18 protein-coding genes are annotated in these 20,263 nt (G+C 74.0%); 9 read left to right on the plus strand and 9 right to left on the minus strand.

The features are described from left to right. Window positions 1-4 precede the first annotated feature (4 nt). Window positions 5-955 (minus strand): siderophore ABC transporter substrate-binding protein, encoded by a 951-nt coding sequence (locus ACU610_RS19340; protein WP_446769319.1) that lies wholly within the window; start codon window positions 953-955, stop codon window positions 5-7. A 107-nt stretch (window positions 956-1,062) separates the two neighbouring features. Between ACU610_RS19340 and ACU610_RS19345 the strand changes: the two genes are divergently transcribed. The 3 genes from ACU610_RS19345 to ACU610_RS19355 all read left to right on the plus strand — a co-directional run bounded on the left by ACU610_RS19345 (window position 1,063) and on the right by ACU610_RS19355 (window position 3,011). Beyond that, on the plus strand, window positions 1,063-2,055 hold the full coding sequence (locus tag ACU610_RS19345; protein ID WP_446769320.1) for an aldo/keto reductase: 993 nt from the start codon (window positions 1,063-1,065) through the stop codon (window positions 2,053-2,055). 187 nt (window positions 2,056-2,242) lie between these two features. Continuing rightward, the gene (locus ACU610_RS19350) at window positions 2,243-2,608 is read left to right on the plus strand and encodes a hypothetical protein (protein ID WP_446769321.1); all 366 of its coding nucleotides are present in this window, start codon (window positions 2,243-2,245) and stop codon (window positions 2,606-2,608) included. After that, on the plus strand, window positions 2,601-3,011 hold the full coding sequence (locus ACU610_RS19355) for a hypothetical protein (RefSeq protein WP_446769322.1): 411 nt from the start codon (window positions 2,601-2,603) through the stop codon (window positions 3,009-3,011). The genes ACU610_RS19350 and ACU610_RS19355 overlap by 8 nt, the downstream gene beginning before the upstream one ends. 55 nt (window positions 3,012-3,066) lie before the next feature. Here ACU610_RS19355 and ACU610_RS19360 read toward each other — a convergent pair whose 3' ends face one another. Beyond that, window positions 3,067-3,819: a hypothetical protein gene (locus tag ACU610_RS19360; RefSeq protein ID WP_446769323.1), complete on the minus strand. Its 753-nt coding sequence runs from the start codon at window positions 3,817-3,819 to the stop codon at window positions 3,067-3,069. 149 nt (window positions 3,820-3,968) lie between these two features. Between ACU610_RS19360 and ACU610_RS19365 the strand changes: the two genes are divergently transcribed. Then, on the plus strand, window positions 3,969-6,269 hold the full coding sequence (locus ACU610_RS19365) for a SpoIIE family protein phosphatase (RefSeq protein WP_446769324.1): 2,301 nt from the start codon (window positions 3,969-3,971) through the stop codon (window positions 6,267-6,269). 47 nt (window positions 6,270-6,316) lie between these two features. Here ACU610_RS19365 and ACU610_RS19370 read toward each other — a convergent pair whose 3' ends face one another. Continuing rightward, on the minus strand, window positions 6,317-6,832 hold the full coding sequence (locus ACU610_RS19370) for a flavin reductase family protein (RefSeq protein WP_446769325.1): 516 nt from the start codon (window positions 6,830-6,832) through the stop codon (window positions 6,317-6,319). Window positions 6,833-6,860: 28 nt separating this feature from the next. Then, window positions 6,861-7,796 carry a hydroxymethylglutaryl-CoA lyase gene (locus ACU610_RS19375; protein WP_446769326.1) on the minus strand — a complete coding sequence of 312 codons (936 nt, stop codon included), beginning with the start codon at window positions 7,794-7,796 and terminating at the stop codon, window positions 6,861-6,863. A 113-nt stretch (window positions 7,797-7,909) separates the two neighbouring features. Between ACU610_RS19375 and ACU610_RS19380 the strand changes: the two genes are divergently transcribed. Then, window positions 7,910-8,797 (plus strand): diguanylate cyclase domain-containing protein, encoded by an 888-nt coding sequence (locus ACU610_RS19380; RefSeq protein ID WP_446769327.1) that lies wholly within the window; start codon window positions 7,910-7,912, stop codon window positions 8,795-8,797. A 132-nt stretch (window positions 8,798-8,929) separates the two neighbouring features. On the opposite strand, the gene ACU610_RS19385 is transcribed toward ACU610_RS19380, so the two are convergent. The 3 genes from ACU610_RS19385 to ACU610_RS19395 all read right to left on the minus strand — a co-directional run bounded on the left by ACU610_RS19385 (window position 8,930) and on the right by ACU610_RS19395 (window position 13,083). Continuing rightward, window positions 8,930-9,955 carry a glycosyltransferase gene (locus ACU610_RS19385; protein ID WP_446769328.1) on the minus strand — a complete coding sequence of 342 codons (1,026 nt, stop codon included), beginning with the start codon at window positions 9,953-9,955 and terminating at the stop codon, window positions 8,930-8,932. Between the two features lie 159 nt (window positions 9,956-10,114). Next, window positions 10,115-11,203 carry a M20 family metallopeptidase gene (locus tag ACU610_RS19390; protein WP_446769329.1) on the minus strand — a complete coding sequence of 363 codons (1,089 nt, stop codon included), beginning with the start codon at window positions 11,201-11,203 and terminating at the stop codon, window positions 10,115-10,117. Between the two features lie 152 nt (window positions 11,204-11,355). Next, window positions 11,356-13,083, minus strand: coding sequence for a glycerol-3-phosphate dehydrogenase/oxidase (locus ACU610_RS19395; protein ID WP_446769330.1), 1,728 nt, complete (start codon window positions 13,081-13,083; stop codon window positions 11,356-11,358). A gap of 111 nt (window positions 13,084-13,194) precedes the next feature. Between ACU610_RS19395 and ACU610_RS19400 the strand changes: the two genes are divergently transcribed. The 4 genes from ACU610_RS19400 to glpK (ACU610_RS19415) all read left to right on the plus strand — a co-directional run bounded on the left by ACU610_RS19400 (window position 13,195) and on the right by glpK (ACU610_RS19415) (window position 17,970). Then, complete coding sequence (locus tag ACU610_RS19400; RefSeq protein WP_446769331.1) at window positions 13,195-13,947, plus strand: IclR family transcriptional regulator; 753 nt, start codon at window positions 13,195-13,197, stop codon at window positions 13,945-13,947. A gap of 73 nt (window positions 13,948-14,020) precedes the next feature. Then, on the plus strand, window positions 14,021-15,529 hold the full coding sequence (gene glpK / locus ACU610_RS19405) for a glycerol kinase GlpK (RefSeq protein ID WP_446769332.1): 1,509 nt from the start codon (window positions 14,021-14,023) through the stop codon (window positions 15,527-15,529). A 153-nt stretch (window positions 15,530-15,682) separates the two neighbouring features. After that, complete coding sequence (locus tag ACU610_RS19410) at window positions 15,683-16,405, plus strand: MIP/aquaporin family protein (RefSeq protein WP_446769333.1); 723 nt, start codon at window positions 15,683-15,685, stop codon at window positions 16,403-16,405. A gap of 47 nt (window positions 16,406-16,452) precedes the next feature. After that, complete coding sequence (gene glpK, locus ACU610_RS19415) at window positions 16,453-17,970, plus strand: glycerol kinase GlpK (protein ID WP_446769334.1); 1,518 nt, start codon at window positions 16,453-16,455, stop codon at window positions 17,968-17,970. A gap of 134 nt (window positions 17,971-18,104) precedes the next feature. Here glpK (ACU610_RS19415) and pgm read toward each other — a convergent pair whose 3' ends face one another. After that, a complete protein-coding gene (pgm, locus tag ACU610_RS19420; protein WP_446769335.1) occupies window positions 18,105-19,739 on the minus strand; it encodes a phosphoglucomutase (alpha-D-glucose-1,6-bisphosphate-dependent) in 1,635 nt (544 codons plus the stop codon). Window positions 19,740-19,810: 71 nt separating this feature from the next. Next, on the minus strand, window positions 19,811-20,227 hold the full coding sequence (locus ACU610_RS19425) for a DUF4190 domain-containing protein (RefSeq protein WP_446769336.1): 417 nt from the start codon (window positions 20,225-20,227) through the stop codon (window positions 19,811-19,813). Between the last annotated feature and the right edge of the window lie 36 nt (window positions 20,228-20,263).

Here is a 20,263-nt window from a genome sequence, read left to right on the forward strand (position 1 = left end):
CGACTCACTCGACGGCCGCAGCGACTTCCTCGACCATCTGCTCGACCGACGGGAGGCCGTTCGGCGCGATGTACCAGACGGACGAGTCGAGGTAGTGGACGTCGTCGTCCTGCCAGGCCGTCGTCCCACGGACCAGCTCGTTGTCGAGCACCTGCTGCGCGGCCTGACCGGACTCGCCGATGGCGGCGTCACGGTCGAGCACCAGCAGGATGTCGGGGTCCTTCTCGGCGATGTACTCGAAGGAGATGGCGTCGCCGTGGTCGGCGGCGGTGAGCCCCTCGTCGGTCGGGGTGAGCCCCAGCTCGTCGTACACCAGGCCGAACCGGGTGTCGGGGCCGTAGGCGCTGACCTCGCCGGCGTTGGTCATCACGAAGAGCGCGTCACCGGCGCCCTGCGCGGTCGCCTCCACCTCGGCGACCCGCTGGTCGAGAGCGGCCAGCCGGTCGGCGACGACGTCCTCCTCGCCGAAGACCTCCGCCAGGGTGGTCACCCGCTCCTCGAAGGAGGCCAGGAAGTCCTGGTTGTCGACGGTCAGGTCGATGGTGGGGGCGATCTCGGCCAGCTCCGGGTACACCGCGGCCGAGCGCCCGCCGACGATGATCAGGTCCGGCTCGAGGGCGTTGACCGCCTCGTAGTCGGGCTCGAACAGCGAGCCCACCTTGGCGTACTCGCTCCCGGAGTACCGCGCCAGCGACTCCGGGTAGGTCGCCTCCGGCACGCCGGCCACCTCGACGCCGAGGCTGTCCAGCGTCGACAGCACACCGACGTCGAAGACGACGACCTTCTGCGGGTCGGCCGGGACGGTGGTCTCGCCCTGCGCGTGGGTGACGGTGACCCCGCCCGACTCCGCAGCGGCCTCGGCGGTGGTGTCCTCACTGCCGCCGCAGGCGCTGACGGCGAGGGCGGTCGCCACGGTGAGGGAGAAGGCGGCCAGCGGCCGGGCCTGCGTGCGCATCGTGCTCCTGTCGTACAGAGGTGAGGCTTGGCTAAGTGAGGCATGCCTAACCTGCCACACCTGCCGTTGCAGGTGTCAACCGGGTCCAGGGGGGCAGGGGACCGACCATGGAGACACGCACACTGGGACGGCTGACCGTCTCGGCCCAGGGACTGGGCTGCATGGGGATGAGCGAGTTCTACGGCACCGGTGACCAGGCGGAGGCCGAGCGCACCATCCAGCGGGCGCTGGACCTCGGCGTCACCTTCCTCGACACCGCGGACATGTACGGGCCGTTCACCAACGAACGGCTGGTCGGGAAGGCGATCGCCGGCCGGCGCGACGAGGTCGTGCTCGCCACCAAGTTCGGCAACGAGCGCCGTGAGGACGGCTCGTACCTCGGCATCAACGGCAAGCCCGACTACGTGCGCCGCGCCTGCGACGCCTCGCTGCAGCGGCTCGGCGTCGACGTCATCGACCTCTACTACCAGCACCGGGTCGACACGACCGTCCCGGTCGAGGACACCTGGGGCGCCCTGGCGGAGCTGGTCGAGGCGGGCAAGGTGCGCCACGTCGGCATCTCCGAGGCCGCGCCCGAGACCATCCGCCGGGCGCACGCGGTGCAGCCGGTGGCCGCGGTCCAGACCGAGTACTCGCTGTGGACCCGCGACCCCGAGGACGACGGCGTGCTGGCCACCTGCGCCGAGCTCGGCATCGGCTTCGTCGCCTACTCACCGATCGGCCGCGGCTTCCTCTCCGGCCAGATCCGCAGCATCGACGACCTCGCCCCCGACGACTTCCGCCGGAACAACCCGCGGTTCCAGGGGGAGAACTTCGCGAGGAACCTGCAGCTGGTCGACCGGGTCCGCGAGATCGCCGACGAGAAGGGCGTGACCGCCACCCAGTTGGCGCTGGCCTGGGTGATGGCGCAGAGCGACCGCGCCGGCGGTCCGACGATCGTGCCGATCCCCGGCACCAAGCGGGTGGCCTACCTGGAGGAGAACGCCGCGGCCGGCGAGGTCCGGCTGACCGACGAGGACCTGCGCCGGCTCGACGAGGCCGCGCCCGTGGGCGCCACGGCGGGGGACCGCTACCCGGACATGTCGAGCGTCCACCGCTGAAGGAGACCCCTGCTCCGGACGGCGCGGGTGCTCCCGGGCGGTGCCGGGAGCCGGCCGGTGCGGCGGGGCGCCGCGGTCCCGACGTGCCCGCCGTGCCGGGCGCCCCGGCACCAGGGGGTGACCGGGACGTTCCGCCGCCGCGCGAGGATGGCACCGTGCCCGACACCTGCGTCACGGGGTCCGCCCGGTGACCCTCCCGCTGGTGGTCGCGGTGACCGTGGTCGCCGGGCTGCTCGCCCTGGCGGGGATCGCCTCGACCCTCGCCCGCCGGCGGATCGGCCTGCTGCACCTGTGGGGCGCGGTACTGCTGGAGGTCCTGCTGCTGGTGCAGGCGGCCCTCGCCGTCGTCCTGCTGCTGCGCGGGGAGCGGCCGGCAGACACCCCGACCTTCCTCGGCTACCTGGCCGGCATCGTGCTGCTGCCGGTCGCCGGGGCGCTGTGGGCGCGGACGGAGCCGAGCCGCTGGGCGGGCACCGTGCTCGCCGTGGCGGCCGGAGCGGTGGGCGTGATGATCTGGCGGCTGCAGGAGCTGTGGGAGGCGACGGGTGGCTGAGGCGACGGAGGACCGGCCGGGGACCGCCCAGGGGCCGGGCCGGGTGCTGGTCGCGGTGTACGGCGTCTTCGCCCTCGCCGCCGGCGCGCGGGCCGCCGTCCAGCTGTCGACGCGCTTCGCCGAGGCGCCGGTGGCCTACCTGCTCTCCGCGCTGGCCGCCGTCGTCTACGTCGTCGCGACCGTGGCCCTGGCCCGGGGAGGACGACGGGTCGCCCTGGTGGCCATCACCGTCGAGCTGGTCGGCGTCCTCGTGGTGGGCACGCTGTCGCTGGCGGACCGCGCCGCCTTCCCCGACGAGACCGTGTGGTCGGCGTACGGCCGCGGCTACCTGTTCATCCCGCTGGTGCTCCCGGTCGTCGGACTGTTCTACCTGCGCCGCACCGGCCGGGTGCCGTCCCGCTGAAGAAGGACCCCGTCCCGCCGCGAGCCTGCGAGGGGTGGGGGGCAGCGAGGTCCTCCTAGAAGTCCCCGCCGCCGAAGTCCCCGCCGAAGTCGCCGCCGCCGAAGTCCCCGCCCGGGTCCGCGCCACCGGCGAGGTCCCCACCCGGGTCACCGCCGTAGTCGCCGTAGTCACCCTGGGCGTCCTCGTAGCCCTGGGCGTAGGCCTCCTCGTCACCGCCACCGAACAGGCCCCCGTCACCGAGGCCGGTGTCGAACAGCGCGTCGGCGACCGCCGTGCCGACCACCAGGCCGCCGACGGTGCCGAGCAGGCTGGCGCCCAGGGTGCTGCCGAAGCTGGGCCCGCCGTAGCCGCGGCCGTAGCCACCGCCGTACCCACCGCCGTACCCGGGACCGTACCCCGGGCCGTAGCCGCCGCCTCCGAAACCACCGCCGAAGGCCCGCTCGAGCGTGCCGGGCTGGCGCACCTCCGCGCGCGTGGCAGCGCGGGCGAGGGACCGCGGGTCGTCCGAGCGCGGCCGCTCGGACGACGGCACCGCGGCGGCCAGCTGGACCAGCACCTCCTGCCGCTGCTGCGGCGTCAGTTGGGCGAAGGCCTCCGCGTGTGCCTCCTCGATCTTGTCCGGCGGCGCGGTGCGCAGCAGGTACCGGTAGCGCTCGATGGCCTGCTGGTCGGTGGGCACCCCACCCTGCGGCGGCGGGGGCGGCGCCTGGTACCCGCCGTATTGCGGCGCGGCCTGCTGGTACCCCGACCCGTGGTACTGGTCGTGGTCGGGCCGGCGGCGGCCGAAGAGCCGGTCGAGCAGTCCCATGGCGATCGTCTCCCTCCGGTCGGGGAACGGCGTACCCCGGCGGAGGGGTTCCCGCCGGGCTGCGCCCCACACCTGAGCGGCTGGATGCGCTGGTCAACGCCTCGGACCGTGCTGGCCCGGGCACGAGGTCCGCGGCTAGGGTCCTTGCCGTGCCGGCCGAGCGGGACCGACCGCGGGACACGTCCCCCGTCCAGCGTCCCGACGGCGTGGTGGGCCGCGAGGAGGCCGGCGTCGTCAGTGCCGCCGTCGCCGTCGTCGAGCACCCGGGCACCGGCAGCGTGTCCTCCGCGCTGCCCGGCGTGCTGGCCGACGTCCCGGTCGCGGTGCTGCTGATCGACCGCGGCGCCGGTGCGGTCACCTACGCCAACAGCGCGGCGGTCGAGCTGGCCGGCAACGTCCGCCTCCCCGTCGACATCGACACCTGGGGTGCCTCCGTCGGCCTCACCGACCTGGGCGGGCAGCCCCTGGCCAGCACCTCCGGCCCGCTCTCGCTGGTCGCCCAGGGCCTGCCGGTCACCGGCGAGGCGGTGCGGATGGTGCCGGCCCAGGCCGACGACGGTCTGTCCGCCCAGGACCCCGCAGACCGCACCGACCGACTCCTGTGGGTCACCGGCTTCCCGCTGTCGCGACCCGACGGCGACGAGCACCTGTCGCTGGTGGTCTTCCTCGAGGTCGAGCCCGCGGGGACCGGTGCCGCCGGCGACCAGCTGCAGGCGCTGCGGGAGCGGGCGGTCGTCGCCACCGACATCGCCTTCACCATCACCGACCCCCGCGAGCCGGACAACCCGCTGGTCTGGGTCAACCCCTCCTTCACCCGGATCACCGGCTACGGCTACGACGAGGCCGTCGGCCGCAACTGCCGCTTCCTGCAGGGGCCGGCCACCGACCCCGCGGCCGTCGCCGGGATCCGCACCGCGATCGAGGAGCAGCGGGCGGTCACCACGACGCTGCTCAACCACCGCAAGGACGGCACCGCCTTCTGGAACCAGCTGTCGATCAGCCCGGTCTTCGACGGCGAGGGCGGGCTGGTCAGCTTCGTCGGCGTGCAGACCGACGTCACCGAGCGGGTGCGGGTGGAGCACGAGCGGGAGGCCGCCTTCGCCGCGGAGCAGGCCGCCCGCCACGAGGCCGAGCTGGCCCGGGCGGCCGCCGAGCGGGCGCAGGCCGACGCCGAGCGGGCCCGCGCGGACGCCGAGCGCATGCAGGGCCGACTGGCGCTGATGGCCGAGGCGACGAGCACCCTGATCGCCACCCTCGACCTCGCCGACGTCCTCGACCGGTTGGCCCGGCTGTGCGTGCCACTGCTCGCCGACTGGGTGTTCGTCTCCCTCGTCGACGACAGCGGGACCGTCCGCGAGACCGCCTCCCGGCACCGCGACGGCCTCGAGGAGGAGCTGCGGGTGCTGGCCACCCAGCACGCTCCGCACCTGCCGGAGAACTCACCGACCCGGCGCAGCATCGCCACCTCCCGGCCGGTGCTCGTCCAGCGGTCCGACGGCGACCTCGACGGGCTGTTCACCGCGGAGGCCGCCCGCCAGGCCGCCGAGCGGCTCGGCACCGGGTCGCTGATCGCCGTCCCCATGGTCGCCCGCCGGCAGACCCGCGGTGCCATCCTGCTGGCCCGCGCCGACACCGAGCGGCCCTTCGACCAGGAGGACGTCGACCTCGCCGAGGACCTCGCCCGCCGCGCCGCGCTGGCCATGGACAACGTGCGCCTCTACCAGCAGGAGCACACCGTCGCCGACACGCTGCAGCGCTCGCTGCTGCCCGAGCTGCCGACCATCCCCGGCGTGGAGTCGGCCGCCCACTACGTCAGCGCCTCCACGGCGGCGGACGTGGGCGGTGACTTCTACGACCTGCTGCACCTGCCCGACGGGTCGATCGGCGTGGTCATCGGTGACGTCGTCGGCCACGACGTCGCGGCCGCCGCGGCCATGGGGCACCTGCGCGGGCTGATCCGGGCCTGCGCCTGGGAGGCACCCGACCCCGACCCCGGCGTCGTCCTGGCCCGGGTGGACCGGCTGGTGCAGGGCCTCGGCGTGGCCTCGATGGCGACGATGGTCTACGCCCGGGTGGTGCCGCCGGCGGGGGACGGCGCGCCGTGGCGGCTGCAGCTGGCCAGCGCCGGCCACCCACCGCCGCTGCTGCGCACCGCGGACGGCGACGTGCAGCTGCTGGACGGCGTGACCGGCCTGCTCATCGGCGTCGACGGCAGCCTGCCCCGGCGGACGACGACCATCGACCTGCCGCGCGAGGCCACGCTGCTGGCCTACACCGACGGGCTCATCGAGCGGCCCGGCGCCGACCTCGACGACGGCATCGCCGAGCTGGTCGCCCGGCTGGTCGCCACTCCGGCCGAGGCGGACCCGCGCGCGCTGTGTGACGCCGCGGTCGCCGGCTCCCTCGACGGGCGGGACGACGTCGCACTGATCGCCGTCCGGTTCCGCTAGGCGGGTCCGACGGCCCCCTGCCGACGCCGAGGTCCGTCAGACCCGCCCTAACCCTCGAGCGCGCGGGTCTCCAGCAGGCCGTAGGCGCCGCGGTGGAACAGCAGCGGCCGCCGTCCGGGGTCCGCACCGAGGTCCAGCACCCGAGCGGCGACCAGGGTGTGGTCGCCGCCGTCGTACTCGGCCCACAGCTCGCAGTCGATCCATGCGACGACGTCGTGGAGGACCGGCTGGCCCTGTGGACTCGGCCGCCACGACACCCCGGTGAACTTGTCGGCGCTCGAGCGGGCGAACCGGGCCGACAGCGCGATCTGGTCCTCGGCGAGCACGTTGACGCAGAACCGGCCGAGCTCGCGCAGCCGCGGCCAGGTGCGGGAGGTGCGCGCTGGCGCGATGACCACCAGCGGCGGCTCCAGCGACAGCGAGCTGAACGACTGGCAGGTGAAGCCGATCGGCCCGGCGTCCCCCTGGGCGGTCACCACGGTGACGCCGGAGGCGAAGTGCCCGAGGACGTCACGCATGGTCCGGGGGTCGACCGTCCCGCCCCCCGACAGCGGCTGGCTCATGACCTCCAGCCAACCACGGCGGCGTGCGTCACCCGACGCTCGCTGGCCGAGGCACCGAGCGCCCGCCCGCGCGGTACAGCGAGCTGGGCAGCTCGTGCCCGACGGCCTGCTCGGTGACCCGGGCGGCGGCGAGGACCGCGTCGAGGTCCAGCCCGGTGCGCACGCCGGACTCCTCGAGCATGTACACGAGCTCCTCGGTGGCGATGTTGCCGCTGGCGCCGGGCGCGAACGGGCAGCCGCCCAGGCCGCCGACCGAGGAGTCCAGCTGGGTCACCCCCGCCTGCACGGCGGCCAGCGCGTTGGCCTGCCCGGTGCCGCGGGTGTCGTGGAAGTGCACCCCCACGTCCACGCCCGGGCAGGCCCGGCGGACGGCGTCGAGCAGCTGCACGACCCGCATCGGGGTGGTCGTGCCGATCGTGTCCCCCAGACAGAGCCGGTCGGCACCGGCGGTGACGGCGGCGCGGGCGACGTCGACGGTGCGGGCGATGGGCGTCCGGCCGTCGAACGGGCAGTCCCAGGCCGTCGCGATGATCACCTCCAGCGACCCGCCGGCGCCGTGCGCCAGCCCGACGATCTCACCGACCGCGCCGACCGCCTCGGCGGTGGAACGGCCGGCGTTGGCCCGGCTGTGCCCGTCCGAGGCGCTCACCACGTACTCGAGGTCGGCCACACCGGCGTCGACGGCCCGGACGGCGCCGCGGGCGTTGGCGACCAGGGCGGAGAAGAGCACGCCGTCGAAGGCGTGCAGCTCGGCGGCCAGCCGGTCGGCGTCGGCGAGCGCCGGCACGGCCTTCGGCGAGACGAAGGAGGTCACCTCGATCCGTCGCACGCCGGTGGCCACGAGCGCCTCGAGCATCGCCAGCTTCCCCTCGAGGGGCACCGGTGCCTCCAGCTGCAGACCGTCGCGCATGCCGACCTCGCGGACGTCCACCGTCGCGGGCAGCACCAGGTCGAACTCGTTCACGGACCCTCCTCTGTCGATCCCGTGCAATCCTGCCCTGACGTGGGGTTCCACGTGGAACGCGCACCAACGGGGCCGGCCGGAGCAGACCGGCGTAGGACGGCGGGAGGAGCGGAGTGGTCGCACCGGGCGAGCTGCCCCCGGCGGATCGCCGGAGCGCGTTCTCCAACGCGCCCATGGGTGTCCTCCTGGCCACGCCCACCGGCCTGCTGGTCGACGTCAACCCGGCCTTCACCCGGATGATCGGCCGGAGCGCCGAGGAGCTCTACGGCACCTCGGTGCTGGAGCTGGTCCACCCCGACGCCGCGCCGGCCGCTGTCGAGGCCTTCGCCGAGCTGGTCGAGCGGCGTCAGACGATGCGGCACGAGACCCGGTTGGTCCGCCGGGACGGCAGCCTGGTGCCCGTACAGGTGACGTCGTCCTGGGTGGACGGGACGCCCGACGGCGACCCACCGCACGTCGTCGTGATCGTCGAGGACATCACCGACCGCAAGGCCCTGGAGGCCGCGCTGGTCCACCGGTCGCTGCACGACCCGCTGACCGGGTTGCCCAACCGGATCCTGTTCAACGACCGGCTGCACCACGCCCTGGAGCGCGGACGCCGGGAGCGGACGCCCACCAGCCTGCTCGGCATCGACCTCGACGGCTTCAAGCAGATCAACGACCAGTACGGCCACCCGGTGGGCGACGAGGTGCTCGTCGCCGTCGCCGGGCGGCTGACCTCGGTGCTGCGCGCCAGCGACACCGCGGCCCGCGTCGGCGGTGACGAGTTCAGCATCGTCTGCGAGAACAGCGGTCGGGCCGACGCCGAGGCACTCGCCACCCGGCTGCGGGACAGCGTGCGCGAGCCGCTGCACCTGGCCGGCGGGCTGACCCTGCCCCTGACTGTCAGCATCGGGATCGGCACGGTCGAGGGCGACGTCGACCCCGAGCGGGCGTTCGGGGCGCTGGTGCGGGAGGCCGACGACGCGATGTACGTCGACAAGGCCCGCTGGCAGGACTGACCCCCGCCGCGGCCGCCCCGGCCCGTCAGGGCAGGGGTGCCAGGTGCGGCTCCTGATCCCGGGGTCACCCGAGGATCGAGGCCAGGACGACTCCGCCGTGGCGGGGCCTCCCTGCCGGACAGCCGTCCAGGGTCAGGCGGTGGCGGTGGCCGCCGCCTCGTCGATGATCTCCAGCAGACGATCGGTGTGTGCGGTGAACGAGAAGCGCCCGCGGACGTCGTCGGCGGCAGCCCGACACATCCGCTGGACCTCCTCGGCCCGCCGGTCGTCGAGGACCGCGCGCAGGGCACGGACGTAGTCATCGACGGACCCGTCCACCACGTGTCCCGTGATCCCGTCGCGGATGTGGTCACGGACCCCGAGGGAATCGCTGACGATCGTGGGTCTCTCGAACAGCATGGCGTTCAGGTAGCTCTGCTGGCCGGCCGCCCGCGTGAGTCCGCCGGTCATCGGGATGACGACGGCCGCAGAGGTCCGCATGAGCTCGTCGTACTCGGCCGGCGTGACCCGGCCCGCCGTGACGTTGGCGGGGAGGTCCCGGCGGCCGTCGAGCAACCTCGTCGCCAGGACGAAGGGCCGGTCCGGGAAGTGGGTCGCGACCTCGAGCAGTGTGTCGTAGTCCCGGTGCGAGTCGCCGCCGGAGAAGACGTGACGGCAGTCCTGTGCCGGGGGGCCCGGTTCGTCCTGCCGGGTGGTGGCGAAGTAGAGGCACAGGCGCGTCTTGCCCGGCGGGATCTTCCACGTGGCGGGGAAGGACTCGAGTTCCTCCGACGACTGCACCGCGTAGAGGGTCACCGCGCGGTCGGCGCGGCGGACCAGGATCTGCTGGACGATGCCGCGCCAGCCCGGGTCCCGCTGCCACATCGCCCCCATCAGCACGACGGTCGGCCGTCGGCGTGCGGGCAGCAGTCCCAACACCGCCGCGACCAGCAGGTCCGGTTGGAAGCGGCCGGTGTGTGCCTGCAGGAGCACGACCCTCGATCGCAGGCTCCCGCGGAGCATCTGCACGAAGTGGCGGACCTCGTCCGCCACGGAGGGGTGCCGCTGGATCTCCGGGCCCGGCAGCTGAGCACGCCGGTGCCATCCCGGGTGATCTGCGTAGTCCAGGGAGGTGAAGAACTGCGCCTCCACGTCGCCCGCTCCCGGCCTCGTTCTCATGGCTTCCACAGCGTCCCGCCTTCGACAACACCAGCACTGGCCCGCTGAGGATTCACGGTCCTCCCCGTGCGCACAACCAGAGTGATCATGGAGGGGGACGCGGCACCACCCCGACGACCGACCCGGGGGGCCCGGGCCTGCACACGTGCCGCCGCAGTACTAACCGCCCCAGCGGGTGACGACGTCGGTGAAGACGGCCGCGGCCTGCTCGAGCTCGGCCAGCTCGACGTACTCGTCGACGGCGTGCATGACCGCCGGGGTGCCGGGCCCCCAGACCACGATCGGAGCGCCCCGGACGACCTGGACGAGCACCGAGGCGTCGGTGAAGTAGGTGGCGGGCGTGGGCCGCACCGGCGCGGACAGCGAGGCCACCCACGGGTCGTCGGCGGAGGTGCTGACCGGCGGCAGGTCCACCCGAACCTCGACGTCGGCCACCTCCGGCTGCGCCCGCCACCAGGCGAGCAGGTCGCCGCCCTCGGCCACGGTGCGCATGTCGACGACCACCTCGGCGCGGTCGGGGACGACGTTGGGGACCGTGCCGCCCGCCACGACCCCGGGGTTCCACGTCTCGGTGCCGAGGAACGGGTCGCTGCGGAACGGCAGCGTGCCGCCGGCGCGGGCCAGCAGCGCGGCCAGGTCCAACACCGCGTTGTGACCGCGCTCCGGCGTGCTGCCGTGGGCGGCCCGGCCGGCGGTCCGGACGGCGAGCCACAACGCTCCCCGGTGGCCGAGGACCACCTGGTTCCCGGTGGCCTCCGGCACGACCACCGCGCCCACTGGCAGCTCGGCGACCGCGGCAGCCGCGGCAGCGGCGCCCTGCGAGCCGATCTCCTCGTCGCTGGTGAGCAACAGCGCCACGGGGGTCTCCGGGTCGGCGGCGGCCACCGCGGCCACCGCGGCGACCACGCCGGCCTTCATGTCACTGCCCCCGCGGCCCCACACCCGGCCCCCCTCCAGGTCCGCGCCGAACGGGTCGCGTTGCCAGGCGGTCGGGTCGGGCACCGGGACGGTGTCGACGTGGCAGGCCAGCAGCAGCTGCCGGCGGCCGGGGTCGGCCGGGGTCTGCAGCAGGGTCCACGGGTGGTCGCGGTCGCGACCCTCGGTCAGCTGCAGGTGCGGGGCGCGCTCACCCAGCACGTCGATCAGCGCGCCGAGCAGGTCACGCTGGGCCACGGCGTCGCCGGAGACGGTGGGACGGCCCACCAGCTCCCGCACGAGCGCCACCAGGTCCAGAGCGGGGGACGTCATGGTCCGATCCTGCCCCCGGTGAACCGGTCACGGGACCCGGAGGCCTCCCGACCGCCTCGTGGCCCGTCCCGGGTCCCGCCCCGAGCCCTGACGGCCCCGTTGCTGGGTCCCGCCGCGAGCTCGCGAGCGGCGGGGGGCAGGGAGGTCCTCCTTCAGACGAGCGCGCGGCCCACCGCGACGGCGCGGGTGTCCGGCGCGGCCACGCGCACGGCGTCGGCGGCCTGGTCGTCAGCCGCCTCCTGGGAGCGACGCTCGGCGTCGACCCGGGCGCGGTAGCTCTCCACCTCGTTGGCGATCCGCGCCTCGTCCCAGCCGAGGACGCGGGCCACCGCGCGGGCCACCGGCTCGGCCGACTCCACCCCTCGGTGCGACGTCTCGATGGAGATCCGGGTGCGGCGGGCGAGCAGGTCGTCGAGGTGCTGGGCGCCCTCGTGGGCCGCACCGTAGACCAGCTCGACCATGAGGTACTCCTCGGCGCCGGGGACCGGCTGCAGCAGCGCCGGGTCGTCGGCGGCGAGCGAGAGGACCTCCGGCGTGAGCGACCCGTACCGGTTGAGCAGGTGCTCGGCGCGGAAGTGCGGGATGCCCCACCGGTGGGCGAGTCCGTCGAGGGAGTTGCGCATCGCCGCGTAGCCCTCGGCGCCGACCAGCGGGATGTTGTCGGTGACGCTGGGCGGCACCGGCCGGGTGACGTCGACGGCGACGGCGTCCACCGCGTCGGCGGCCATGGGTCGGTAGGTCGTGTACTTGCCGCCGGCCACCGCGATGACGCCGGGCATCGGCCGGGCCACCGCGTGCTCGCGGGAGAGCTGGCTGGTCAGCTCCGACTCCCCGGCCAGCAGCGGGCGGAGTCCCGCGTAGACCCCGGTGATGTCGTCGTGGGTGAGCTCCACGGTGAGCACCTTGTTGACGTGCTCGAGGATGTAGTCGATGTCGGCCCGCGAGGCCGCCGGGTGGGCCTTGTCCAGCGTCCAGTCGGTGTCCGTCGTCCCGACGATCCAGTGGCTGCCCCAGGGGATGACGAACAGCACCGACTTCTCGGTGCGCAGGATCAGCCCGCTCTCGCCGTTGATCCGGTCGCGCGGGACGACGATGTGCACCCCTTTGCTGGCCCGCACGTGGAACCGGCCGCGCCCGCCGACCAGGGTCTGGATGTCGTCGGTCCACACCCCGGTGGCGTTGACGACCACCTCGGCCTTCACGTCGACCTCGGCCCCGGTCTCCACGTCGCGCACCCGGACCCCGGTGACCCGGCCGCCGGCGTGGTGGAAGGCGACGACCTCGGCCGAGTTGAGCACGGTGGCCCCGTACGCGGCGGCGGTGCGGGCGATGGTCAGGGTGTGCCGGGCGTCGTCCGCCTGTGCGTCGTAGTAGCGGATGGCCCCGACCAGCGCGTCCGGCTTGAGCGCGGGGAACAGCTTGCGGGCGCCGGTGCGGGTGAGCTGCTTGTGCGGGGGCAGCGGCGTCGACAGCGCGCCGACACGGGCCAGCCCGTCGTAGAGGGTGAGCCCCGCGGTCACGTACGGCCGCTCCCAGTGGCGGGTGAGCGGGTAGAGGAAGGGCACCGGCTTGACCAGGTGGGGGGCGAGCCGGGTGACGCTCAGGTCGCGCTCGTGGAGGGCCTCGCGGACCAGGCCGAAGTCGAAGGACTCCAGGTAGCGCAGGCCGCCGTGGAACAGCTTGGACGAGCGCGAGGACGTCCCGCTGGCGAAGTCGCGGGCCTCGACCAGCGCCGTCCGCAGGCCGCGGGTCGCCGCGTCGAGCGCGACACCGGCACCGGTCACCCCCCCTCCGACGACGAGGACCTCGAAGGGCTGCTCGGCCAACTCGGCCCAGGCTCGGGCGCGCTGCTCGGGGCCGAGAGCGGGGACTACGGGCATGCCAACTCCTCAGGCGGTGACTGCTCACCGTCAACGGTAGGACGGTGCTCAGGGCCAGTCGACGCTCGCTGTTCGACATGGTCGTACGCGGAGGGCCTAGGGTGACCGGCCGTGCCCGGCACCGTGCAGTCCATCGAGCGTGCCGCCACGCTGCTGCACGCGATCGTCGAGTCGGGCGGTCAGATGGGCGTGACCGAGCTGGCGGCCGCGGTCGGGTTGCCGAAGACGACGACCCACGGGCTGCTGCGCACGCTGCTGGCGGTCGGGTTCGTCGAGCAGGACCAGCGCACCGGCCGCTACACCCTCGGCGCCGGCCTGCTGGGGCTGGGCTCGCACTACCTGGACGCCAACGAGCTGCGGTCCCGGGCGTCGAACTGGGCCGACTCGCTGGCCGCGCGGAGCGGGTTCGCCGTCCGGCTCGGGACGCCGGCGGGACTGCAGGTCGTCGTCGTCCACCACGTGTTCCGGCCCGACGACTCGCCGCAGGAGCTGGAGGTCGGGTCCGTGCTGCCGGCGCACGCCACCGCGGTGGGGAAGGTCCTGCTGGCGTCCCGCCCGGCGATGGCCCGGGCGCTGGCCGACACCCCGCTGGAGGCGCTGACCCCGCGGACCCTCGTCGACCCGGCGGCGCTGCTGGCCGAGCTGCCGACCGTCCGCGCGCGCGGCTGGGCCGAGCAGCAGGGGGAGTACCGGCTGGGCGTGGGCGGGATCGCCGCGCCGGTGCACGGGCCGGGTGGGCTGGTCGTCGGCGCGCTGGGCGTCAGCGGCCCGGTCGACGAGCTCTTCGCCGACGCCGCGCGGCCGGCGCTGCGCGCCATGGTGGTCGAGGCCGCGGCCGCGGTGTCCCGGGAGCTGGCCACGTGACCGAGCTCGCGAGGTCACGCAGGTACACAGCACGGCCCGGCACGGACCCGACGAGCGCCAGCGAGGAGGGTCGGTGACGGAGCGGTACGTGCTCGCGGTGGACCAGGGCACCACCTCGACCCGGTCCATCGTGTTCGACCGCGCCGGCCGGCTGGTCGCCGTCCGGCAGCGGGAGCACCGACAGCACTTCCCCCGCCCGGGGTGGGTGGAGCACGACCCCGAGGAGATCTGGGCCAACACCCAGCTCACGGCCGCGCAGGCACTGCGCGACGTCGCCGGCTCACCCGGGCAGGTGGTGGCGCTCGGCATCGCCAACCAGCGCGAGACGACGGTGGTCTGGGAGCGCGCCACCGGCCGGACGCTGGTGCGCGCGCTGGTCTGGCAGGACACCCGCACCGGACCGCTGGTGGAGCAGCTGGCCGCCCGGCCCGAGGCCGCGCTGGTGCGCGAGCGCACCGGGCTGGAGCTGGCCGGCTACTTCGCCGGGCCGCGGCTGCGCTGGGTGCTCGACAACGTCCGGGGCGCGCGGGCCCGCGCCGAACGGGGCGAGCTGCTGTTCGGCACGATGGAGAGCTGGCTGGTCTGGAACCTCACCGGGGGGCCGGACGGCGGGGTGCACGTCACCGACGTGACCAACGCCAGCCGGACCCTGCTCATGGACGTGCGCCGCTGCCGCTGGGACCCCGACCTGCTCGACTTCTTCGGCGTCCCCGCGGCGATGCTCCCGGAGATCCGCCCGTCGGTCGGCGTGCTGGGCACCGCGACCGCCCTGCCGGTGCCGCTGCCCATCGGTGGCACGCTCGGCGACCAGCAGGCGGCGCTGTTCGGGCAGACCTGCTTCGCCCCCGGCGAGGCCAAGTGCACCTACGGCACCGGCAGCTTCCTGCTGCAGAACACCGGCACCGAACTGGTCCGCTCCACGCACGGACTGATCAGCACGGTGGCCTACCAGCTGGCCGGGGAGCCGGTGCACTACGCGCTGGAGGGCTCCATCGCGGTCACCGGCGCCCTGGTGCAGTGGCTGCGGGACAGCCTCGGGCTGATCGGCTCGGCGGCCGAGGTGGAGACCCTGGCCCGCAGCGTCTCGGACAACGGCGGGTGCTACGTCGTGCCGGCGTTCTCCGGGCTGCTCGCCCCGCACTGGGAGGGCCGGGCGCGCGGGCTGGTCGCCGGCCTGACCTCCTACGTCACCAAGGGGCACCTGGCCCGGGCGGTGCTGGAGGCGACCGGCTGGCAGACGCGCGACGTCGTCCGGGCCATGGACGCCGACTCGGGCCTGCCGCTCACCGCGCTGCGGGTGGACGGCGGGATGACCACCAACAACCTGCTCATGCAGTTCCTGGCCGACGTGCTCGACAGCCCGGTGGTGCGCCCGATGGTGGGGGAGACGGTGTCCCTCGGCGCGGCCTACGCCGCCGGGCTCGCCGTCGGGGTCTGGTCGGACACGGAGGCGCTGCGGCGCAACTGGCACCGCTCGGCGCAGTGGGTGCCCGACCCCGGGCGGGTGGCCGCGCTCGACGCCGCCTACCCGGAGTGGGAGCACGCGGTGCGGCTGAGCATCGCCTGGGGCGAACGCCCCTGACGCCGGGTCGCGCTGTCCGACATGGTCGTACAGCACCCGTTGTCCGCCCTCGACCTGTGTGAATAGCGTCACCGGGCCACTCGTCGACCGGCCGTACACGGTCCGGCGCCGAGCCCGTGGCACCCCCGCATCACCGGCGATGAGGAGCAGCGCATGAGCCTGTGGACCGTGTTCGGCAGCGAGGTCGTCGGGACCGGCGTCCTCATACTCCTGGGCGTCGGCGTCGTGGCCAACGTCGTCCTGCCCCAGACCCTGGGCAACGGGGGAGGCTGGCTGCTCATCAACTTCGGCTGGGGCATCGGCGTCTTCGCCGGCGTCTACGCCGGCGCCAGCTCCGGAGCGCACCTCAACCCGGCGGTCACCGTCGGCCTGGCGGTGAGCGGCGCGAACGAGTACGCGCCCGGCGTGCCGATCACCCTGGCGTCGACGCTGGTCTACCTCCTCGGTGAGTTCGTCGGCGCCTTCCTCGGCGCCGTCGTCGCCTGGCTGGCCTACCGCAAGCAGTACGACGCTGCCACCGAGCCGGTGCTCGGCACCTTCTCCACGGGCCCGACGATCGCCAGCCCCGCGTGGAACGTGGTCACCGAGGCCGTCGGCACGTTCGTCCTCGTCTACCTCATCCTGCGCTTCGGCGACACGCCCAGCGAGCTCGGCCCGCTGGCGGTGGCGCTGCTCGTCGTCGGCATCGGCGCCTCCCTCGGCGGGCCGACCGGCTACGCCATCAACCCCGCCCGCGACCTGAGCCCGCGCATCGCCCACGCCGTGCTGCCGATCCGCAGCAAGGGGGACAGCAACTGGGGCTACGCCTGGGTGCCGGTCGTCGGCCCGCTCATCGGGGCCGTCCTGGGCGGCCTGCTGTCCCGCGTCCCCATCTGACCGCAGCTCCCCCAAACCCCACCGCAACGACGCGAGAGGAACCACCCGTGAGCCAGTACGTGGCAGCCATCGACCAGGGGACCACGAGCACCCGCTGCATGATCTTCGACCACGACGGCGCCGTGGTCTCGGTCGGGCAGAAGGAGCACCAGCAGATCTTCCCGCGCGCCGGGTGGGTCGAGCACGACGCGAACGAGATCTGGACCAACACCCGCGAGGTGGTGGGCCAGGCGCTCGCCCGGGGCAACGTCGGGCACTCGGACGTGGTCGCCGTCGGCATCACCAACCAGCGCGAGACCGCCGTCGTCTGGGACCGGAACACCGGCCAGCCGGTCTACAACGCGATCGTCTGGCAGGACACCCGCACCACCGGGATCGTCGAGCAGCTCGGTGCCCTCGGCGGCGGCGCCGACCGGTACAAGGACAAGGTCGGCCTGCCGCTGGCCACCTACTTCTCCGGGCCCAAGGTGCGCTGGATCCTCGACAACGTCGACGGCGCCCGCGAGCGGGCCGAGCGCGGTGACCTGCTCATGGGCACCATCGACTCCTGGCTGATCTGGAACATGACCGGCGGGGCCGACGGCGGCCTGCACCTCACCGACGTCTCCAACGCCTCCCGCACGATGCTCATGGACTACCGGACGCTGTCCTGGGACGCCGACATCGCCGAGGAGATGGGCGTCCCGACGTCCATGCTCCCGGAGATCCGGTCCAACTCCGAGGAGTACGGCCGGGGCCGCAAGGCCGGTTTCCTCGCCGGGGTGCCGATCGCCGGCTCGCTCGGCGACCAGCAGGCGGCGACCTTCGGCCAGGTCTGCTTCACCAAGGGCATGGCCAAGAACACCTACGGCACCGGCAACTTCATGCTGCTCAACACCGGCGAGGAGGCCGTGCCGTCGCAGAACGGCCTGCTCACGACGCTGTGCTACCAGCTCGGCGACGGCAAGCCGGTGTACGCCCTGGAGGGCTCGATCGCGGTCACCGGGTCGCTGGTGCAGTGGGTCCGGGACAACCTCGGGATGATCGCGAGCGCCCCGGAGATCGAGGACGTCGCCCGGACGGTCGAGGACAACGGCGGCGCGTACTTCGTTCCCGCCTTCTCCGGGCTGTTCGCGCCGCACTGGCGCTCCGACGCCCGCGGCGCCATCGTCGGGCTCACCCGGTACGTCAACAAGGGACACCTGGCCCGTGCCGTGCTCGAGGCGACGGCGTACCAGACCCGCGAGGTGCTCGACGCGATGAACGCCGACTCCGGGGTCGACCTCACCGAGCTGCGGGTGGACGGCGGCATGGTCGGCAACGAGCTGCTCATGCAGTTCCAGGCCGACCTGCTCGACGTCCCGGTGATCCGGCCGAAGATCGCCGAGACCACGGCGCTGGGCGCGGCCTACGCCGCCGGGTTGGCGGTCGGCTTCTGGTCCGACCTCGACGAGCTGACCGCCAAGTGGGCCGAGGACAAGCGCTGGGAGCCGCAGATGCCGGCCGAGGAGCGGGAGCGCAACTACCGCAACTGGCAGAAGGCGGTCACCAAGAGCCTCGACTGGGTCGACGAGGACGTGCGGTGACGCGATGAGACTGCCGTCCTCCGGACGGCACCGCGGCCAGGTGCCGGCCCCGACCTGAGCCGAGTCGCTGTCCGTGTCGCGGTCGGACCGTTCGGGCCCCGGCGTGAGGACCACCCTCGCGCCGGGGCCCGCGGTCAACCCCCCAGCGCGGCGGTGACGACGACCTTGGCCTCCTCCTGGACCTGCGCCAGGTGGCCGGGGCCCTTGAACGACTCCGCGTAGACCTTGTAGACGTCCTCGGTGCCCGACGGGCGGGCGGCGAACCAGGCGTTCTCCGTGGTCACCTTGAGCCCGCCGATCGCCGCGTCGTTGCCCGGCGCGCGGGTCAGCTTGGCGGTGATCGGCTCGCCGGCCAGCTCGGTCGCCGTCACGTCCTCCGGGGAGAGCTTCCCGAGCGCCGCCTTCTGCTCGCGGGTGGCCGGTGCGTCCACGCGGGCGTAGGCCGACTCCCCGTACCGGGCGGTCAGCTCGGCGTGCAACTGGGACGGCGAGCTGCCGGTCACCGCCTGGATCTCACTGGCCAGCAGCGCCAGCAGGATGCCGTCCTTGTCCGTCGTCCACACGCTGCCGTCCCGCCGCAGGAACGAGGCGCCGGCGGACTCCTCGCCGCCGAAGCCGATCGACCCGTCGAGCAGGCCGGGGACGAACCACTTGAACCCGACGGGAACCTCCACCAGCCGCCGGCCGAGGCCGTCGACGACCCGGTCGATGAGGGACGACGACACCAGCGTCTTGCCGACGGCGACCTCGGCGCCCCACTGCGGCCGGTGCGCGAACAGGTAGGAGATCGCGACGGCGAGGAAGTGGTTGGGGTTCATCAGCCCGCCGTCGGGGGTCACGATGCCGTGCCGGTCGGCGTCGGCGTCGTTGCCGGTGGCGATCTGGAACTGCTCGCGCTTCCCGATGAGCGAGGCCATGGCCGACGGGGAGGAGCAGTCCATGCGGATCTTGCCGTCCCAGTCGAGCGTCATGAACCGCCAGGTCGGGTCGACCAGCGGGTTGACGACGGTGAGGTCGAGGCGGTGCCGCTCGGCGATCGCCGCCCAGTAGTCGACGCTGGCGCCGCCGAGCGGGTCCGCGCCGATGCGCACGCCGGCGTCCCGGACCGCGTCGAGATCGAGCACCGAGGGCAGGTCGTCGACGTAGTCGCCGAGGAAGTCGTGTGCCTGCGCCGCCGCCCGGGCGCGGGCGAAGGGGACGCGCTGCACCCCCTTGAGCCCGTCGCGGAGCAGTTCGTTGGCGCGGTCGGCGATCGCCTTGGTGGCGTCGGTGTCGGCCGGGCCGCCGGAGGGCGGGTTGTACTTGAAGCCGCCGTCGCGAGGCGGGTTGTGCGACGGGGTGACGACGATGCCGTCGGCGAGGCCGGAGGTCCGGTCGCGGTTGGCCCGCAGGATGGCGTGGCTGACCGCCGGGGTGGGCGTGTACCGATCCGCGGCGTCGACCAGCACGGTCACGTCGTTGGCGACCAGCACCTCCAGCGCCGAGGCCCAGGCCGGCTCGGAGAGCGCGTGGGTGTCGCGGCCGACGAACAGCGGCCCGTCGTAGCCCTGCGCCGCGCGGTACTCGCAGATCGCCTGGGTGGTGGCGACGATGTGGGCCTCGTTGAACGCCCGGTCGAACGCCGACCCGCGGTGCCCGGAGGTGCCGAACGCGACCTGCTGGCCCGGATCGGCCGGGTCCGGCTCGAGTGTGTAGTACGCGGTGACCAGCGAGGCGACGTCGATCAGGTCGCTGGGGGCAGCCGGCTGTCCGGCACGGGGCTCGGTCATGCGCCGATCCTGGCCCTGCACCCGCCGCGCCCGCGACCCCGGCCGGCGTGATCCGGTCGAGCGGTCAGCGGTCAGACGGAGGCGGCGAGACCGAATGCGGTGATCAGAGCGAGGAACCCCACCCCGATCCAGCCGAGCACGATGCCGGCGGTCGCCATGCCGCCGCCGGCCTCACCTCGCTCACGGATCTGGCTCTGCGCCACGTAGCCGAAGACCAGAGCCAGGATGCTGCCGAACCAGTACAGCCAGAGGATGCCCAGCACCATCGAGGCGATGGCGAACCCGTTGGTGGTCCGCAGCGGCGCGTACGGGTAGCCCCCGTGGGGCCGGCCGTACGGGCCGGGCCCGATCCCGGGCGGAGGCGGCGGCCCCTGGTAGCCGCCGGCCGACGGGTGGCCGCCGTACGGCACCTGCTGACCCCAGGCAGCCGGACCCGGCGTGCCGTACGGGTCGCCGGCACCGGGCTGGTACGGACCGGGGTGTGTCATCTGCTGGCTCCTGGGAACGGCGTGCCCGCCGAGGAC

This window comes from Geodermatophilus sp. URMC 61, from assembly GCF_052931555.1.

Bases quoted from the DNA above. Each gene is read 5' to 3' on its own strand.
- ACU610_RS19340 (WP_446769319.1), bottom strand. From the start codon at position 955: ATGCGCACGCAGGCCCGGCCGCTGGCCGCCTTCTCCCTCACCGTGGCG.
- ACU610_RS19345 (WP_446769320.1), top strand. From the start codon at position 1,063: ATGGAGACACGCACACTGGGACGGCTGACCGTCTCGGCCCAGGGACTG.
- ACU610_RS19360 (WP_446769323.1), bottom strand. From the start codon at position 3,819: ATGGGACTGCTCGACCGGCTCTTCGGCCGCCGCCGGCCCGACCACGAC.
- ACU610_RS19370 (WP_446769325.1), bottom strand. From the start codon at position 6,832: ATGAGCCAGCCGCTGTCGGGGGGCGGGACGGTCGACCCCCGGACCATG.
- ACU610_RS19385 (WP_446769328.1), bottom strand. From the start codon at position 9,955: ATGAGAACGAGGCCGGGAGCGGGCGACGTGGAGGCGCAGTTCTTCACC.
- ACU610_RS19390 (WP_446769329.1), bottom strand. From the start codon at position 11,203: ATGACGTCCCCCGCTCTGGACCTGGTGGCGCTCGTGCGGGAGCTGGTG.
- ACU610_RS19395 (WP_446769330.1), bottom strand. From the start codon at position 13,083: ATGCCCGTAGTCCCCGCTCTCGGCCCCGAGCAGCGCGCCCGAGCCTGG.
- ACU610_RS19410 (WP_446769333.1), top strand. From the start codon at position 15,683: ATGAGCCTGTGGACCGTGTTCGGCAGCGAGGTCGTCGGGACCGGCGTC.
- pgm (WP_446769335.1), bottom strand. From the start codon at position 19,739: ATGACCGAGCCCCGTGCCGGACAGCCGGCTGCCCCCAGCGACCTGATC.
- ACU610_RS19425 (WP_446769336.1), bottom strand. From the start codon at position 20,227: ATGACACACCCCGGTCCGTACCAGCCCGGTGCCGGCGACCCGTACGGC.